Genomic DNA, 17068 nt, shown 5'->3' with positions numbered 1-17068 from the left:
CGGCGGCCTTATCGCGTAACGTTGTGAGATCCTGTGTTACCGTATCCTAGAACTGAAATCCCACCTCGGCAAAGGGTCCGCCGAAATCGACATCTGCCTTGATGTCGCTCTCATCGATCTCGATTTTCTCGTAGCGATACCCTGCCGCGGCGAAGAGGTGATCGAAGAGGATCAGCTTGCCCCGGGCAATCAGGTCATAATAGCGGTTGTCGCCGTACGCCATGCCGCGGGCCTCTCCCTCGGCGGCAAACCACGAAAGCGGCTTGACCTGGACTCCGGCGTAGATCATGGGAACACCGAGTACCAGCGATTTCGATTCGGTGACACCACCCTGGACGACCTCGGCCTTCAGGTCGATCAGCCGGGCGTCGATGCCCAGGTCAACGTTCAGGATGCCGGCGGTGGCGGTCTTGAGCAGCGGGACCCCCCAGTAGAGGCCCAGGTCGTAGTGATCGAGCTTTAACTCAGAGGTAAAGGGGATGGTGCCGTCGAAGGTCACGTCCCCGAACTGGAACGTGCCGCTCTTGCTCCCCTGGCCGTTGAACTCCATGGGGGTAGCCATAAGATAGAGGTTGGGGAAGAACAGAGGTGTTTCGATCTTCACTCGCCCCATGAGACGCGTCTCGTCGTCATATTTCAACTCGTCCTTAACATCGAGGCTCGTCCCCTTGTAGGCAAAGTTACCCCGGGGCGTAGTGTTCCAGCCGCCCACTGCCGCCTCGATCCCCATGGCGCCGGCGGATGCGGCGGTGGCCGCGAGCAGCAGTACCGCCCCGACCAGTTGCTTGATTCCCATGCTGTCCTCCCTGCTGGTGTGATGAACGTGAAGTTCGTATCGTCACCACTGAGCCACTTCTTGAGACAAATCTGCAGCGGGCGTCGGAATGTGACAAAGGCCGCCGCGTCATCCCGCCGGCGGCCTTGCCGTAACCTTCACGACCGCCCGTTGTCAGTAGCGGTAGTGGCCCGACTTGTAGGGGCCGTTTTTGGGCACCCCGATGTAGGCGGCCTGCTCGTCGGTGAGCTCGGTCAGCATGGCGCCCAGGGTCTTGAGCTGCAGCCGGGCAACCTTCTCGTCCAGTTCCTTGGGGAGCATGTAGACCCCGACCGGGTACTTGCCAGGGTTGCAGAAGAGCTCGATCTGGGCAAGAGTCTGGTTGGCAAAGGAGGAAGACATGACATAGGACGGATGTCCCGTGGCGCAGCCGAGGTTCACGAGGCGACCCTCGGCCAGCAGAATAATCCGCTTACCGTCCGGGAAGATGATGTGATCCACCTGGGGCTTGATGTTTTCCCACTGGTACTGCTTCAGCGCCGCCACTTCGATCTCGTTGTCGAAATGGCCGATGTTGCAGACAATGGCATTGTGCTTCATGGCCTTCATGTGGTCGTGGGTGATGACGTTGATGTTGCCGGTGGTGGTGACGAAGATGTCGGCCTTGTCGGCGGCATACTCCATGGTAACCACCTTGTATCCTTCCATGGCGGCCTGAAGGGCGCAGATGGGATCGATTTCGGTTACCCATACCTGGGCCTGAAGCCCGCGCATGGCCTGGGCGCACCCCTTACCCACCTCGCCGTAGCCGCAGATCACGGCAACCTTGCCGGCAATCATCACGTCGGTGGCCCGCTTGATGCCGTCCACCAGCGACTCGCGGCAGCCGTAGATATTGTCAAACTTGGACTTGGTCACCGAGTCGTTGACGTTGATGGCCGGGAACTTGAGCGTGCCCTTTTCATGCATCTGATAGAGGCGGTGCACGCCGGTGGTGGTCTCTTCCGTGACCCCCTTGATGGCGGCAGCGACTTTCGAGTACCACCCCGGCTTCTCGGCGAGACGCTTCCGGATGGAGGCAAAGAGGTACTGCTCTTCCTCACAGGTGGGGTTGGCAATGACCGAGGGATCCTTTTCGGCGTCGCTTCCCAGGTGCAGGAGCAGCGTCGCGTCCCCCCCGTCGTCGAGGATCATGTTGGGAGTGCCGCCGTCGTGCCACTCGAAAATCCGGTGGGTGAACTCCCAGTACTCCTCAAGGGATTCGCCCTTGTAGGCGAAAACGGGGATGCCGGCGGCGGCGATGGCGGCGGCGGCATGGTCCTGGGTGGAGAAGATGTTGCACGAGGCCCAGCGCACCTCGGCGCCGAGGGCCACGAGGGTTTCGATGAGCATGGCGGTCTGGATGGTCATGTGGAGCGAGCCGGCGATGCGGGCGCCCTGGAGGGGCCGGGTGGCGGCGTACTCCTCGCGGATCGCCATGAGGCCCGGCATTTCGGTCTCGGCAATGATCATTTCCTTGCGTCCCCAGGCGGCAAGGGAAATATCCCTGATGCAACAGTCATTGAACGTTCCGGCGGTATCCCGCGCAACGGGTTGGGTCATCTGAAGCCTCCATCCTGATGAGAGAGTAATTTAAACGAACTATATATCACGTCACATCCAATCCGGTCAAAAAAGAAACCATCCTGCAACGAAAAAGGCCGTCCGCCGGCTGGATGCCGGGGACGGCCCCGAGACGCGAACGTTCGCGGCGTCGAAGATCAGTGATAGACGCCGCAGCCGATGAAGACCGTGTCGTCCACTTTCTTCACGTAGGACGATTTCTTCTGCATCACCCTGGTTTTGGGATGGGGCCACTTGTAGTCGTACCACCCCTCCCCCTTGCGGGCAGTATCGATCAGGCCGATCGTTACGAGACGGACGTTTTCGTCCTTGGACTGGAGCTGGTTCTTGCCGATAAGGGTCGGATCGGATCCGTGGGCGAGAAATACGCCATTAAAGCCGACGGCAAAGATGTACAGATCGTTCTTGACAAATTTGCCCTTGGGATTGCTGAACTCCACGAACGCCTTTTCCTTGCCGTGTTCCTTGATGTAAGCGGCCGCCCTCTCCACCAGGGCCTTTGCCTCTTCCCGCGTTCCCGTGCCCCCCGTGGCCGCCGTGCAGATTGACGCAGTCAGACACAGGATTGCCGCCACCATTGCCAGGATTGTTCTCATGCGTTGGTCTCCTTACCGGAATGTCAGTGCTACACAACGGAACATAGTATACCACACCGCAAGCAGGTCAACAGCGCGGCAGCAAAGGGAAAACCCCGCAACGGCAACCGTCGCGGGGCAGGAAAATCATAGAAAGGGTCAGGCGGCTTTTACCGCCTCCTCACCCACTGCGAAGAGTTCGTCGAAGACCTCCTGAACCGTGGTGATCCGATCCGCCTTCCAGGCGTTGGTTCCGCAGAAGATCAGCCCGGTTTCCACATCGCCGCGCTGGGCCCGGTCAAGGGCGCTGACGATGCAGAACCGCTCGCCGGTTTCTTTATAGGAGCACTTTTTGAGACAGCCATTGCCGCAGGCAACCCCCTTGAGCTGATCGTGGAGCACGATCTGGTCCTGGTTGCGGAGGATGGCGCGCCCGGGCAACCCTGCCGGGCTCATGATGAGCCCGATGTCTTCCCGGCGGCACTCGAGGTACGCCTGCTTGTAGGCCTCGTCGGCATCGCACTCGACGGTCGGCACGAACCGGCTGGCCATCTGCACGGCGTCTGCCCCCTGCTCAAGGGCATGGAGCACGTCGTCGCGATCCCAGATTCCTCCCGCAGCGACAACCGGCACCGAAACTCCGTATTCTTCGAGGAAAAAGGCCTTGATCGCCCTGATGGTGCCGTACTGGTCATAGGTGCCGGCGCCGATGTTTTCCAGTTTCTCGCCCAGGTGTCCGCCGGCGGTGTCAGGGTCTTCCACAACCACCGCATCGGGCAGACGGCTGAATCCCTTTTCCCACTTCTTGGCAATGAGCTGGGCCGCCCGGACCGACGAGACGATGGGGACCAGGGCGACCTCGGGGGCGTGGGCGGTCAGTTCCGGCAGGGTCAGGGGAAGCCCTGCGCCACAGACGATGACCTTGGCCCCGCCTTCGACGGAGGCACGGACCAGTTCCTCGTAATCGGTCAGCGCCACCATGATGTTCACGCCAATGACCCCGTCGGGAGCGATGGCATAAGCCTTGCGCAATTCCTGCCTCATGGCCTCGGGATTGCTCTGGAGGTAATTCGCGCCCGTGAACAGGCCGCTGTTGAGGGATATCCCCGCAGCAGCCACCAGGCCGACTCCGCCGCACTTTGCCACATGACCGGCGAGCCGTCCCCCCGATATCCTCACCCCCATCCCGCCCTGGATGAGGGGATACTTCACTTCATGCCTGCCGATTTTCAGCGGTCCGACCATGTACACCTCCGTGGTGCCGTTTGTATACGCCCGTTACACCATAGCAGAACCGGCAGGGTGCAGGTGTAATAGTTTTGTAAAAGGAAACCTTGCAAACCCGGCGCCAGGGTGCTACACACAATCCCATGAGATGGCTCAGGAAGCTAGCCAATCCGCTTTTCGCCCTCATCGGCATCCAGGTGGTATGGGGACTCTTCGTCTTCTACTGGATCTACTGGTTCGTGGGGCGGCACAAGGAGTTCCGGGAACTGGCCCTCCGCTACCGGCCCGAACTGCTCGTCCGCGGCTTCGACTGGATAGTGCTCGTGGAGGGACTCATCCTGCTGGTGCTCATCCTGGCCGGGGTTTATGCACTCTTCATCTTCTGGCGCCGCCAGTCCAAGCTCTACCGCGAACAAAAGGAATTCATCTCCCAGGTTACCCACGAGCTCAAGTCGCCGCTGGCATCCATCAAGCTCCACCTTGAGACGATCCGGCTGCGCAAGCCGCCGCCCGACAAGCTGGAGCGGTTCCTCGACACCATGCTTGAGGACACCGAGCGCCTCGACAACCTCATCAGCAATTTCCTCATGGCGGCCAAGCTTGAGCAAAAGTTCCGCACGACCCAGCAGACTGTCGTCGATTTTTCCGCCTTCCTCGTCCGCTCAATGGAGCGCCTGGGACAACATCTGCCCGAGGGAGGAAACCTGACGCTCCAGATAGACGAGGGAATCCGGGCAGCCATCGATGCGGAGGCCATGGAGACGGCGCTTCGCAACCTCTTTGAAAATGCGATCCTGTACAGCCCCGGAGCTCCCGATATCAGGGTTGCCCTGACCCGCTCCGGCGGGGACTGCGTCCTCACCTTCAGCGATCAGGGCATTGGCATCGCCCCCCACGACATCAGGAAGATATTCAGGATGTTCTACCGGGTTCGCAGACCAGGAGAAACCATCCGGGGAACCGGCCTGGGACTCTGGATCGTCAAATCGGTGATCCGGGAGCATGGGGGACGGATCGCCGTTTCGAGCCGGGGAAACGGCATGGGGACGACCTTCACCATTACACTGCCGCTGGCCCGCGGAGGGGATCGTCAATGACTGAGGAAAAACCGCACATTCTGCTGGTTGAAGACGAAATCCACCTGGCTCGGGGGATCTGCTTCAACCTGGAGATGGAAGGATACCGCGTCAGTCATGTGGAGAGCGGCGAAGCTGCCCTGGAGCGGCTGGCCTATGACCGGTTCGCGCTCATCATCCTTGACGTCATGCTGCCGGGCATCGACGGGTTTACCGTATGCGAACAGGTGCGCGCCACCGACGCACGCGTGCCGATACTCATCCTCACCGCCCGGGCCGATGACGGCGACCGGATCACGGGCCTCGACCGGGGCGCGGACGATTATCTGACCAAGCCGTTCAATCTGAACGAATTTCTTCTTCGCGTGCGCGGCATGCTGCGCCGCTCGGCCTGGTACCGGCCGGAACCGGTGGAAGAGGGATACCGCTTCGGCGACAACGAGGTTTTTCTCCTCTCCTACCATGCGCGGACCGCCCAGGGCGAAGTGGACCTGACCGAACTGGAGGTCAAGATGCTGTCGCTCTTCTTTCACCGTGAAGGGGAAGCGATCCCGCGGGGAGATATCCTGGAAAACGTGTGGGGCTACAGCTCCGATGCCGAGACCCGTACGCTCGACAACTTCATTGTCCGACTGCGCAAGTACTTCGAGCCGAACCCGGCAAAACCGCTCTATTTCCAGACCGTCAGGGGGGTGGGATACCGCTTCAGCAGGAAACCCGGGACCGGGGACCGGGAATCGGGGACCGGAAACATCTGAAGGAGCCATGCAGGACGAGAAAACTAAAAAAGGCCGGAAGGTATCCCCTCCCGGCCTTTTGCCATTGCTGGTCCGGTCCCTCCTGGCCCCGGTCCTTAGGCTTTCTGACGGATGATGTCGACCCTGTCGGTCCGCTCCCAGGTGAATTCGGGGAGTTCACGTCCGAAATGGCCGTAGGCAGCGGTCTTGCGGTAAATGGGGCGAAGCAGGTCAAGCTGCTCAATGATGGCGCGGGGGCGCAGATCGAAGACCTCGCGGATGATCTCGGCGATTCGGACAGAGGGGATCTTGCCGGTGCCCGCGGTGTCGACCATGACCGACACGGGCTCGGCAACGCCGATGGCGTATGCCACCTGCACCTCGCAACGCTCGCACAACCCCGCCGCCACCAGGTTCTTGGCCACGTAACGCCCCATGTAGGCAGCCGAACGGTCGACCTTGGAAGGATCCTTGCCCGAGAAGGCGCCGCCGCCGTGGGCGCCGTGGCCGCCGTAGCTGTCGACGATGATCTTGCGGCCCGTGAGGCCGCAGTCGCCCATGGGGCCGCCGACCACGAACCGGCCGGTGGGGTTGATGAGGAAGCGGGTCTTGTCGTCCATGAGCTCCGTGGGGATGATCTTCTTGACGACCTCCTCGATGATCCCCTCCTTGATGGTTTCATAGGAGACTTCCGGCGTATGCTGGGACGAGATGACCACGGTGTCGATCCGGACCGGCTTGTCGTCGACGTACTGGATGGAAACCTGGGATTTGGAGTCGGGGCGAAGGAAACCGAGGGTTCCGTTCTTGCGGACCTCGGCCAGCTTCTGGGTCAGCCGATGGGAGTACATGATGGTCATCGGCATGAGCTCGGGAGTTTCATTGCAGGCATAGCCGAACATGAGCCCCTGGTCGCCCGCGCCCTGCTCCTTGAACATGCCCTCCCCCTCGGTGACGCCCTGGGAGATGTCGGGGGACTGCTTGTCGATGGAGACGAGAACCGCGCAGGTTTCCCAGTCGAAGCCCATGGCTGAATCGTTGTAGCCGATCTCCTTGATGGTCTCGCGCACGACCTTCGGATAGTCAACCACAGCGGTGGTGGTGATTTCGCCGGCGATTACCGCCATGCCGGTGGTAACAAGGGTTTCACAGGCAACCCTCGCCGTTTTGTCCTGGGTAAGTATCGCATCGAGAACGGCGTCCGAAACCTGGTCGGCAACCTTGTCGGGGTGGCCTTCGGATACCGATTCGGACGTGAAAATATAATCCTTCATCTCCATCGCGGTTCATTCCTCCTCGTGTGGGTATGGGGGTAGCGGTTGAAAAAGACGATGGATTGTATCGATTGGGGGAGAGAAAATCAAGGGCTAAAACCGGGACGATCAGTCGAAACTCTCGGAAAAACGCGCTGAAATCTCGCTTTTCACAAAGGACTCCACCTCGGCTGCGGTGGCAAAGGTGAGTGCGCGGGCAACCAACCGCTCGGCGTCGGCGCGCCTGGCGCGTCGAAGGATCTTCTTGACCCGGGGAATGGAAACGGCTGTCATCGACAGTTCGTCAAACCCGAGCCCGAGCAGGATCGGCAGGTAGAGGGGCTCGCCCGCCATTTCACCGCACATGCAGACACGGATTCCCGCGGCATGGGCCGCATCGACCACGGTTTTGAGCGAACGGAGAATGGCGGGGTGAAGCGGCTGATACAGGTGCGCCAGATGCTCATTGGTCCGGTCGATGGCCAGCGAATACTGGATCAGGTCATTGGTCCCCACGCTGAAAAAATCCACCTCCCGCGCCAGCAGGTCGGCGATGGTCACCGCGGACGGCACCTCGATCATGATGCCCGTCTCGATCTCCTCGTCAAAGGGGATGTCGGCCGAACGCAGCTCTTCCATGCATTCACGGAGGATTGCCTTGGCGCTCCGCACTTCCTCGATACCGGAAATCATGGGGAAGAAGAGCCGCACCGTACCCTTGCGGCCGGCCCGTAGAATCGCCCGCAACTGGGACTTGAAGACTTCAGGCCTGCGAAGGGACAGCCGGATGGCGCGCAGCCCCATGGCAGGGTTCATCTCGTCTTCCAGGTGCAGATCGGTGGCCAGCTTATCCCCGCCGATGTCGAGGGTCCTGATGGCGACCGGGTCGGGTGCGACATTCTCCACAATGGCTGCGTAGGCCCGGTACTGCTCTTCCTCGTCAGGGAGCTCCGGCCGGTTCATGTAGAGCATCTCTGTGCGGTAGAGCCCCACGCCCTGGCCACCGTGGCTCGTGAGGGAAGGAATTTCCTCGGGAAATTCGATATTCCCCATGAGTCTCATGCGGTGACCGTCCTGGGTCTCGGCGGGCAGGTCCTTGAGCTTCAGGAGCTCCTGTTCCAGGTAGTCGTAATGCTGTTTTTTCCGCAGGTAATCGCGGAACATCTCTTCGGAAGGATTGACGACAATGGTGCCGGTGGTGCCGTCGATGATGACCGGCAGGCCATCGATATCCTCAGCCGTGATGGTTTCAAGGCCGACCACTGCCGGGATCTCGAAGGCACGGGCCAGAATGGACGTGTGGGAGGTCCTCCCCCCCAGATCGGTGACGAAACCGACGACTTTCCCCTTGTCCATCTGGAGGATATCGGTGGGGGAGAGATCATGGGCGACAATGAGCCGTTTTCCCTCGTCAATGGCGTCGATACGCTCATGACGTTTGCCGACCATGTGACGCAGAATCCGCTCGACCACGGTTTCCACGTCCCCGAAACGCTCCCGCAGATAATCGTCGTCGATCCCTGCGAAGAACTCCTTGAACTTGTCGAGGTTTTTCTTGAGCGCAGCCTCGGCGTTGATCCCGTCCCTCTCGATGAGATCAATCGTGCCCTGGCGCAGCATGCTGTCGTCGAGGATCAGAAGGTGGGCGTCGACCACATAGAGGTGCTCTGCGCCCCTGCGGGCGGCGAGAGATTCCTTGAGAGCCAGCAGGTCGTCCCGCGAGCGTGACAGGGCAGTGGTGAATCGTGCCACCTCCGCCGGAATATCCTCGGGCGGCACCGCGGCTTCGACCACAATAACGCGGCTGCGGTCAGTGACGCGGGCAGTGCCGATGGCGATCCCCGGCGACGCGCCTATGCCGCTGAATACCCTGGTTTCACTCCTCGCCGAACCCATTGGTGATTATCTCGCCGAGAGAGGCCATGGCCTCCTCCTCATCGTCTCCTGCCACCCGTACTCGGATGGTCGTTCCCTTGGCAGCGGCGAGCATCATTATGCCCATGATGCTCTTGCCGTTCACCTCGACCCCTTCCCGCTCGATCTTGATGTCCGAATGGAACCGGCTGGCCGTTTTGACCAGCAGGGCAGATGCCCGTGCGTGGAGGCCGAGTTTGTTTACTATGGTGAATTCCCTCTCAAGCATTTCGCTGGCTACCTCGGATCATTTCAGATAATCGCCGGCAACGGCTATGCTCTCCCGTCCGCAGTCCCTGAGCAAACCCGCCAGTTCCGCGACGGTAGCTTTCTGCCGCTCGCTCGCGAATTTGATCACCATCGGGAGGTTGACACCCGTGAGGACCTCTACCCGTTCTCCTTCGAGAAAGGACAGACTCATATTGGAAGGAGTGCCGCCGAACATGTCGGTCATGATGATGGCGCCATTGCCGGACACCTGCTTGACGGCAGCGGAAATCCTGTCCATGATGCCTTCCACCTGATCGCCCTGTTCGATACCTATTGCCTGGGCCTCTTCAATGGAGCCCACTATCATTTCGGCGGCCCTCAGCAGTTCCTTTGCCAGGCCGGCGTGAGTTACAAGAACAAGTCCTATCATTATCTCATCCTTTTTCCTTGTCCCGATGGGACACCTTCGCAGCCAGTCCGAGCCCGGCGAAGAATGTCCGCAGTTCTTCGACAATGGCGACTGATCGATGCCGGCCGCCGGTGCATCCCACGGAAACGGTCAGGTATGATTTCCCCTCGCGCTGGTAGGAGGGAACGAGAAACTCCAGCAGCCCCTTGAACCGTTCGAGAAACTGCCTGGTTTCCTGCTTTTCCAGAACATAGGTGCGGACGTTCTCGTCCAACCCCGTCCCCGGCTTCAGTTCCGGCACGAAATGGGGGTTGGGAAGAAAACGGACATCCATCACGATGTCCGACTCCAGAGGAATCCCGAACCGATAGCCGAAGGATTGCAGGTGAATTGTCATGGGGCGTGTTCCCGACTCGCCCTTGATGCGGGCGTGGACCAGTTCCTTCAACTGGTGCACGTTCAGCTCCGACGTATCGATCACATGCGTGGCCAGCCTTCTGAGCCCGGCAAGTTGTTCCCGTTCATAGCGGATTCCCTCCGGCACAGACCCGCTTTCCAGGGCCGGGTGGCGACGGCGGGTCTCAGAGAACCGGCGGACCAGCACTTCATCGGTGGCATCGAAAAAGATTACCTCAACCGAGTGCCCCGCTTCGTCGATCTGCTGAAAAATGTTCTCAAATCCCTTGATAAAGTCCCGGCCGCGGATATCCATGACCAGTGCCACGCCAGCCACATTCTCACCCGAGCGGCAGACCAGATCGATGATGGTCGGGAACAGAAGAACCGGTAGGTTGTCGACGCAGAAGAACCCTTCGTCCTCCAGCACGCGTACCGCCGTTGACTTGCCGGAGCCCGAAAGCCCTGTGATCACAAGAACGCGCATGGCTATTCAACCTCGTTCCCGAGGGGACGGACTTCCATGCGGGCCAGAAGTTTTTCGTGGAATTCACGGGCGGAATGATAGCCCATGCCCTTGAGAAGGTGGTTGCGGGCCGCCACTTCGATGATGGAGGTAAGGTTGCGGCCCGGACGCACGGGAATCTTGATGTGGGGCAGATCCACATCGAGGATGGCGTACACCTCGTCATCCAGGCCGAGCCGGTCGTACTCCTGGACAGGGTCCCAATCGATGAGTTCGATCACCATGTCGATGATCTTTTTCTCGCGGATGGAGGAGACGCCGAACAGATTCTTGACGTTGATGACCCCGAGCCCCCGGATCTCCATGTGATGCTGGATCGCTTCGGCTGCCTGGCCCACCAGCGCCGCCGGCATCTTCTTCTTGACATACACCACGTCGTCCGCCACCAGGCGGTGCCCCCGGATCACGAGGTCAAGGGCGCACTCGCTCTTGCCGATGCCGCTCTTGCCCAGGATCAACACCCCTACCCCAAGGACATCAACCAGGACGCCGTGAATGTGGGTGGTGGGAAGAAGGCGTTCCTCCAAGAATTTCGTGATCAGCGAAATGAACGTGGAGGATTGGTGCGGCGTCACCAGCAGGGGAATGCCGGCCTTTTCCACTTCGGCCTTGAGAAAGGCCGGCGGATCGAGCCCCTTGGTGACGATGAAGCAGGAGATGGGGTAGCCGCAGAGCTTCTGGATGTGGGTGAGCGCCTGCTGTTCCGCTATCTGTCGGAGATACGAAATCTCCGTGTTGCCGAGCACTTGGACCCGGTCGGGGTGCAGGTGTTCCGTATAGCCGGTGAGGGCGAGCCCCGGCTTCTGGATGCGGGAACTGTGAATGCGGTGCCCCACACCCGCGCCACCGGCGAGCAGCACGAGTTCGAGCCCGTACTCCGTATCGTCGAGGAGATCCTGAATAGCGAGACTGATGCTGTTCAACGGTGGTTTTCCTGGGCGCGGGACCGTGCCGGCCCGCGCCGGTGACCGGGAGAGCACACATCCGGCGAGCTGCCAGGCAACTCGCCGGATGATGAGAATCCCTGCAATGATCGACATCCCATGGCCGGATTCACGAAATCTCCCGAATTCCGGCCGCCGACAGGGGACAGCCTACTTGCGCTGGGGCTCGATGAGGCCGTAGTTGCCGTCCTTCCTGCGATAGACAACATTGATGGCCTCGGTTGACGCGTCGGTGAACACGAGGAAATCCTTGTGCAGGAGATCCATCTGCATCACAGCCTCTTCCACGGACATGGGCTTGATGGAGATGGTCTTGCTTCTGATCACGACGGGTTCGGTCCGCTGCTCGATGCTTTCGGCCGTAACGACGCTCTTCTGGATTTCCAGGGCCCGATCGTCGGCAGACGGCTTGTGCTCCTTGAGCCGCTCCTTGTAGCGGCGAAGCTGCCGCTCGATCTTGTCGATCACCGCATCCAGCGCGGCATACATGTCATTGGTTTCTTCCGCGGCCTTGATGGTAACTCCCTTGGCGGTAAGGGTCACTTCGGCGATGTGGCGGATCTTCTCCACCGTGAGAAATACCTGAGCGGTAATCGGCTCGTCGATATATTTCTTTACCCTCTCCAGCTTTTCAGCGGCGTAGCTCTTAAGGGCCTCGCTCTGCTCCATGTGTCTGAATGTCGTGGTAATCTGCATGACTTCCTCCTTGCTGTAATGGCCGCGTTCCGGGACTAACCGCCCTTCGTGGTCTTCACTGTAATCAAAGCACGAAATGACGATCCTTCAACCCGGAACATCGAAAGAATAACTCAAAATGTAAGCTGGTCAAAAATGACGTTTGCGCTCTGATGATGAACCGATTTTCAACATCTCGCGGTATTTCGTTACGGTTCGTCGGGCGATGTTGATGGTGTGCGCCGAAAGCAATTCAGCGATACGCTGGTCGCTGTAGGGCTTCCGGGGATCCTCGGAATCAACGATTTCCTTGATCTTGTTCTTGACGCTCTCTGAGGCGATGAAGTCTCCTTCGGTAGTTGAAATGCCGCTGTTGAAAAAATACTTCATCTCATAGAGCCCCTGGGGGGTCTGCATGTACTTGTTGGTGGTGACGCGGCTGATGGTCGACTCGTGCATGCCGATATCCTCAGCCACATCCCTGAGCACCAGGGGGCGGAGGTGTTCGATGCCGCGGTCGAGAAACTCGCGCTGGAATTTCACGATGCTCTTCGCGACCTTGTAGATGGTTCTCTGCCGCTGATGGATGCTCTTGATGAGCCACATGGCGGATCGGGACTTTTCGTTGATGTACTCTTCGGCCTTGGCGTCGACGGCAGCGCCGTTCTTGATCTCGCCGGCGTAAAAGGGGCTGATTCTCAGGTTGGGCAGGCCTTCGTCGTTAAGCACCACAACATAGTCATCAGCGATCTTGTGGACAAAGATATCAGCCGAAATGTAGTGGACATCTTCGGAGCCATAGACGCGGCCCGGCTTCGGATCCAGGCCGGCGATAATCTTGGCTGCCATGAGGATGCTGTCCACGTCGACCCCGAGAGACTTGGCAATTTGTTTGTACTTGCGGGTCTCCAGGTCGTGGAGGTGATTGCGGAGGATGCCGTCCACAACGCTTCCGGCCATACCGAGCTGCTCCACCTGGAGCAGGAGGCATTCCCTCAGGTTGCGCGCCCCCACGCCCATGGGGTCGAACTCCTGGATCTTCTTCAGGGCCGACTCTGCCACGGATTCGCTCACGGAGCACGCCTGGGCGATTTCCTCAACCGTGGCGCGCAGGTAACCGTCTTCATCGATGTTGCCGATAATCTCCGCGCCGACCCGCGCCTCATCATCGTTCAGCTTGGTCATATTGAGCTGCCACATGAGATGATCGGCAAGGGTTCCCTTGCGGGTCAGGATGTTTTCATAGGATGGACGATCTTCATCGTCGTAGTACTGTTCGCCGGAACTGTAATTGTAGCCCTCAAGATAGCTGTCCCAGTCCGACTCCCGGGTCTCTTCCCCCGTGGTGACCTCGCGGAAATCCTGTTCAGCCGGAGCGGGAGCATCCTCCTTTTCGGAAAGTTCTACCAGATCCTGCTCCTTGACCTCCTCAGCCTCCAGAGACTCTTCCAGAAGTGGATTCTCCTCCATCTCCTGACGGACCAGATCCTGAAGCTCCAGCCGCGAAAGCTGGAGAAGCTTGATGGCCTGCTGCAACTGGGGCGTCATCACCAGTTGCTGGGTCATCTTCATCTGTTGGCGCATTTCAATGGCCATACACGACACACCTTTGATGGAAGATCCGGCTGTAAAACCGGCTCGCTCTCCCTCGTGAACGGGTTGCGCACCGGACTCCGACCGCTGCTAGAGCCTGAATGATTCTCCCAGGTAAATCTCCCGGGCTGTCCTGCTTTCGGCAATGGCGACCGGATCGCCATGCTCTATGACCTCTCCGGAATTCATGATGTATGCGCTGTCGCATACACCGAGGGTTTCGCGCACGTTGTGATCCGAGATCAGAATGCCTATGCCGCTCTCCTTGAGGGCCGTAATGATCCCCTGGATATCGATGACCGCAATGGGGTCAATGCCGGCGAAGGGCTCATCAAGGAGAATGTACGACGGATTCGTTGCAAGGGCGCGGGCGATTTCGACCCGCCTCCGTTCGCCGCCGGAAAGGGAATAGCCCTTGCTCCGCGCGATATGGCTTATCTTGAACTCCACCAGAAGCTCGTCGGCCCTCTCCCTCCGTTCAGCCGGGGAGTAATCCATGGTCTCCAGGACCGCGAGCAGGTTCTCCTCAACCGTGAGCTTGCGGAATACTGACGGCTCCTGGGGGAGATAGCTGATGCCGCGCCGCGCCCGCTGGTACATGGGCAACGCCGTGATATCCTCTTCGCCGAGAACGACTTGGCCGCCGTCGGGACGGCAGAGCCCCACAACCATGTAAAACGTGGTCGTCTTGCCCGCACCGTTGGGGCCCAGCAGGCCAACCACCGTGCCGGGAGCCACCAGGAGATCGACGCCGTTCACCACCGTACGCTTGCCAAAGGATTTTTTAAGACCGTGCGCCCTGAGGGCCGTTTCAGCGTTTCGTGCCGCCATTCTTCCCCTTGTCCTTCGGATGGATGACAGCCTCGACCCGGGAGTCGCCGCCACCGGTCACGATGCTCCGTTCTTCGTTGACAAAGTAGGTGATGACCTTGCCGGAGATCATGTTTTCCCCCTGATACACCTTGGGCTCACCGCTCAGGACGATTTTCTGTTCCGTGTTGTAGTAAACACCCTCCCTGGCCGTTGCAAGGCGGTCGCCCTGGACGATCTTCACGTTGCCGACCGCCTCGACCTTTTCCACGTCGCCGCCGTCCTCGCGGTAGTGAATGACGAGCCGATCGGAGTAAATGGTCAGATCGCCCTGCCTGGCCGTGACCTTACCGCTAAATGTGGCGGTCCGGCTGCGGCTGTCAGTGGAAAGTTCGTTGGATTTTACAGTGATCGGCTGCCCTCCCCGACTGGCCGGCAACGGTCCGGCAACGGCAGCCGCCGTCACGGCCAGCAGGAAAAGCGCGGAGATGAGCGTCCGCTTCATTTCAATCCTTTGGGGCGGGCGCGATGGTAGCCCGCACATCATTCAGTATCCGCAAGGTGCGGGTCGGGACGAGAAACTCCATTCCAACCCCTTCGACGATAAACCGGGCATCCCGAAACCTGACCCGGTCATCGGTCACCACAAGCTGGCGCGACGCCCGGTAGAATGCCTTGCCGGTCGTAAACTCCATGCCGGATGTGCTTCGGGCATTGATGTTTCCTGTAAGCGTCACGTCCTTTGTGGCGTTGAAGTACTCGGCCTTGTCCGACCTGAGGGTGATCTCCCCAGTTTTGTCCGTGCCGGGAAATACGATCCGCACCCCCGTCAGGAGCGTCACGTCGCGTTGCCGATCGTACTCGCCCCTGTCGGCATAGAGGTCCCACTTCTTTACCCCCTCCCGCGTTTCGGCATAATGAAGGGTCTTCAGCGAGAGATCTATGTTGCGGGGAAGCTTGGGCAATCCCGCCTCTTTTTCATTGCCGCCCACCAGGCGAATGGCGAGCGCCGCCGCGAGATAGAGCGTCGTGAGAACGATGACAACGGCAAGAATATGCCTGATTTTATTGGTCTTTACCATAAAAACAGGGGCAGTATACCATCTCACCCTTACCCTGTAAAGGAATTTCAATGCGCTTATGCCTGTTTTGGCACAAAGATTGTAGTGCTAGTACCTCATGTTCCGCAACTCCGCACCCGCAGCCGCGCAAGTCCCCACGGCCCCGCCCGTATCAGACTGGTTTTCCCCTTCGAATATCTCATCGAAACGGCCAGCACTATTCCGAAAGGCCCTGAGCAGTGCCGGATCAAAGTGTGCCGGCATGGTCCGACCGTCACCTTCAAGAATGATCCTGCACGCGGTTTCATGGTCGTAGGGGGGCTTGTAGACCCGTGGGCTGCGCAGGGCGTCATACTGATCCACGAGCATGACAATGCGCCCCTCCACGGGGATATTCTCCCCCTTCACCCCGTAGGGATAGCCTGTTCCGTCCCACCGCTCATGGTGACAGAGGGCAATCGACTCGGCCATCCGGAGCATGCCGTAGGACGATCCCCGAAGGATGTGCGCCCCGATCACCGTATGAGTGCGGATCGTTGCGAATTCCTCACTGGAAAGCGGCCCCGGCTTGAAGAGAATTGAATCGGGAATGCCGATTTTGCCGATATCGTGCATGGCGCTCGCCAGCGTTATCGTATCGACGAATTCATCGCTCATGGCCAGCTCACGCGCCATATGATTGGCATAGAGCCCGATCCGGGAGATGTGGGCGCCGGTGTCCTCGTCGCGGAGCTCCGCCGCAGCGGTGAGGCGTTGCACAACCTCCTTGCTCATGTCTTTAAGCATCTGCAGGGTGTCGGCCAGCTCTCCGGTCCGCTGCCTGACCGTATTTTCCAGTTCGATCTTGTAGTTCTTTTCGATCTTAAGCAGGCGGTAATAATTGATTCCCTTTTCTACTGCATGAAACAGATAGAGCGGATCGTAGGGCTTGATAATGAAGTCAAAGGCGCCCTGCTTGATCGCTTCCACCGCCACGGACAATTCCGCATAACCGGTCATGAGGATCACCGGCACATCCTGGTTGGAGGTCCGAATGGCCCGCAGGACTTCTATCCCCGTCATCTCGGGCATATTGATGTCGGTAATGACAATGTCGATCCCGCCGCCGGCGAGGCGACGCATGGCATCGGCCCCCCGGCCGAAGGGATGCACGGCATAACCGTAGGCAACGAGAAGCGCCGACAGGCTTTCGAGCACGTAGGGGTCGTCATCGATGACGACTATGGTTCCATCGTGTCGCTTGAGCATGGTGATTGCTCCTTAC

At 59.5% G+C, this 17068-nt stretch carries 18 protein-coding genes; 2 read left to right on the top strand and 16 right to left on the bottom strand.

What is annotated here, in order from left to right; translation table 11 throughout:
- Positions 1-46: 46 nt before the first annotated feature.
- From A2G06_07485 to A2G06_07470, 4 genes are all read right to left on the bottom strand, one after another.
- A complete protein-coding gene (locus tag A2G06_07485; GenBank protein ANA41623.1) occupies positions 47-730 on the bottom strand; it encodes a hypothetical protein in 684 nt (227 codons plus the stop codon).
- Between the two features lie 219 nt (positions 731-949).
- Positions 950-2377: an adenosylhomocysteinase gene (locus tag A2G06_07480; protein ANA40181.1), complete on the bottom strand. Its 1428-nt coding sequence runs from the start codon at positions 2375-2377 to the stop codon at positions 950-952.
- 158 nt (positions 2378-2535) lie between these two features.
- A complete protein-coding gene (locus tag A2G06_07475; protein ID ANA40180.1) occupies positions 2536-2994 on the bottom strand; it encodes a hypothetical protein in 459 nt (152 codons plus the stop codon).
- Between the two features lie 138 nt (positions 2995-3132).
- Positions 3133-4218 (bottom strand): 2-nitropropane dioxygenase, encoded by a 1086-nt coding sequence (locus A2G06_07470; protein ANA40179.1) that lies wholly within the window; start codon positions 4216-4218, stop codon positions 3133-3135.
- Positions 4219-4307: 89 nt separating this feature from the next.
- Between A2G06_07470 and A2G06_07465 the strand changes: the two genes are divergently transcribed.
- The gene (locus A2G06_07465; protein ID ANA40178.1) at positions 4308-5297 is read left to right on the top strand and encodes a two-component sensor histidine kinase; all 990 of its coding nucleotides are present in this window, start codon (positions 4308-4310) and stop codon (positions 5295-5297) included.
- Positions 5294-6034: a DNA-binding response regulator gene (locus A2G06_07460; GenBank protein ANA40177.1), complete on the top strand. Its 741-nt coding sequence runs from the start codon at positions 5294-5296 to the stop codon at positions 6032-6034. Before A2G06_07465 ends, A2G06_07460 begins: the two co-directional genes overlap by 4 nt.
- Before the next feature lie 95 nt (positions 6035-6129).
- On the opposite strand, the gene A2G06_07455 is transcribed toward A2G06_07460, so the two are convergent.
- From A2G06_07455 to A2G06_07400, 12 genes are all read right to left on the bottom strand, one after another.
- Positions 6130-7293 carry a methionine adenosyltransferase gene (locus A2G06_07455; protein ANA40176.1) on the bottom strand — a complete coding sequence of 388 codons (1164 nt, stop codon included), beginning with the start codon at positions 7291-7293 and terminating at the stop codon, positions 6130-6132.
- Between the two features lie 102 nt (positions 7294-7395).
- Complete coding sequence (locus A2G06_07450; GenBank protein ID ANA40175.1) at positions 7396-9162, bottom strand: phosphoenolpyruvate--protein phosphotransferase; 1767 nt, start codon at positions 9160-9162, stop codon at positions 7396-7398.
- Positions 9143-9409 (bottom strand): phosphocarrier protein HPr, encoded by a 267-nt coding sequence (locus tag A2G06_07445; protein ANA40174.1) that lies wholly within the window; start codon positions 9407-9409, stop codon positions 9143-9145. Before A2G06_07445 ends, A2G06_07450 begins: the two co-directional genes overlap by 20 nt.
- A gap of 18 nt (positions 9410-9427) precedes the next feature.
- Positions 9428-9820 (bottom strand): PTS sugar transporter, encoded by a 393-nt coding sequence (locus A2G06_07440; protein ID ANA40173.1) that lies wholly within the window; start codon positions 9818-9820, stop codon positions 9428-9430.
- Between the two features lie 4 nt (positions 9821-9824).
- A complete protein-coding gene (locus A2G06_07435; GenBank protein ANA40172.1) occupies positions 9825-10682 on the bottom strand; it encodes an RNase adaptor protein RapZ in 858 nt (285 codons plus the stop codon).
- Positions 10683-10684: 2 nt separating this feature from the next.
- On the bottom strand, positions 10685-11644 hold the full coding sequence (locus tag A2G06_07430; protein ID ANA40171.1) for an HPr kinase/phosphorylase: 960 nt from the start codon (positions 11642-11644) through the stop codon (positions 10685-10687).
- A gap of 171 nt (positions 11645-11815) precedes the next feature.
- On the bottom strand, positions 11816-12361 hold the full coding sequence (locus tag A2G06_07425) for a pseudouridine synthase (protein ANA40170.1): 546 nt from the start codon (positions 12359-12361) through the stop codon (positions 11816-11818).
- A 129-nt stretch (positions 12362-12490) separates the two neighbouring features.
- The gene (locus A2G06_07420; GenBank protein ANA40169.1) at positions 12491-13936 is read right to left on the bottom strand and encodes an RNA polymerase sigma-54 factor; all 1446 of its coding nucleotides are present in this window, start codon (positions 13934-13936) and stop codon (positions 12491-12493) included.
- 87 nt (positions 13937-14023) lie between these two features.
- Positions 14024-14764 carry an ABC transporter ATP-binding protein gene (locus A2G06_07415; protein ID ANA40168.1) on the bottom strand — a complete coding sequence of 247 codons (741 nt, stop codon included), beginning with the start codon at positions 14762-14764 and terminating at the stop codon, positions 14024-14026.
- The gene (locus tag A2G06_07410) at positions 14745-15248 is read right to left on the bottom strand and encodes a lipopolysaccharide transport periplasmic protein LptA (GenBank protein ANA40167.1); all 504 of its coding nucleotides are present in this window, start codon (positions 15246-15248) and stop codon (positions 14745-14747) included. Before A2G06_07410 ends, A2G06_07415 begins: the two co-directional genes overlap by 20 nt.
- Position 15249: 1 nt before the next feature.
- Positions 15250-15825: an LPS export ABC transporter periplasmic protein LptC gene (locus A2G06_07405; GenBank protein ANA40166.1), complete on the bottom strand. Its 576-nt coding sequence runs from the start codon at positions 15823-15825 to the stop codon at positions 15250-15252.
- Positions 15826-15912: 87 nt separating this feature from the next.
- Positions 15913-17052, bottom strand: a complete 1140-nt coding sequence (locus A2G06_07400) for a two-component system response regulator (protein ANA40165.1) — start codon at positions 17050-17052, stop codon at positions 15913-15915.
- Positions 17053-17068 lie beyond the last annotated feature (16 nt).

Source organism: Geobacter anodireducens (assembly GCA_001628815.1).
In the GTDB taxonomy this organism is placed as follows: domain Bacteria; phylum Desulfobacterota; class Desulfuromonadia; order Geobacterales; family Geobacteraceae; genus Geobacter; species Geobacter anodireducens.
The sequence above is the reverse complement of the archived record's forward strand: the minus strand, read 5'-3'. Positions and strand labels throughout refer to the sequence as shown.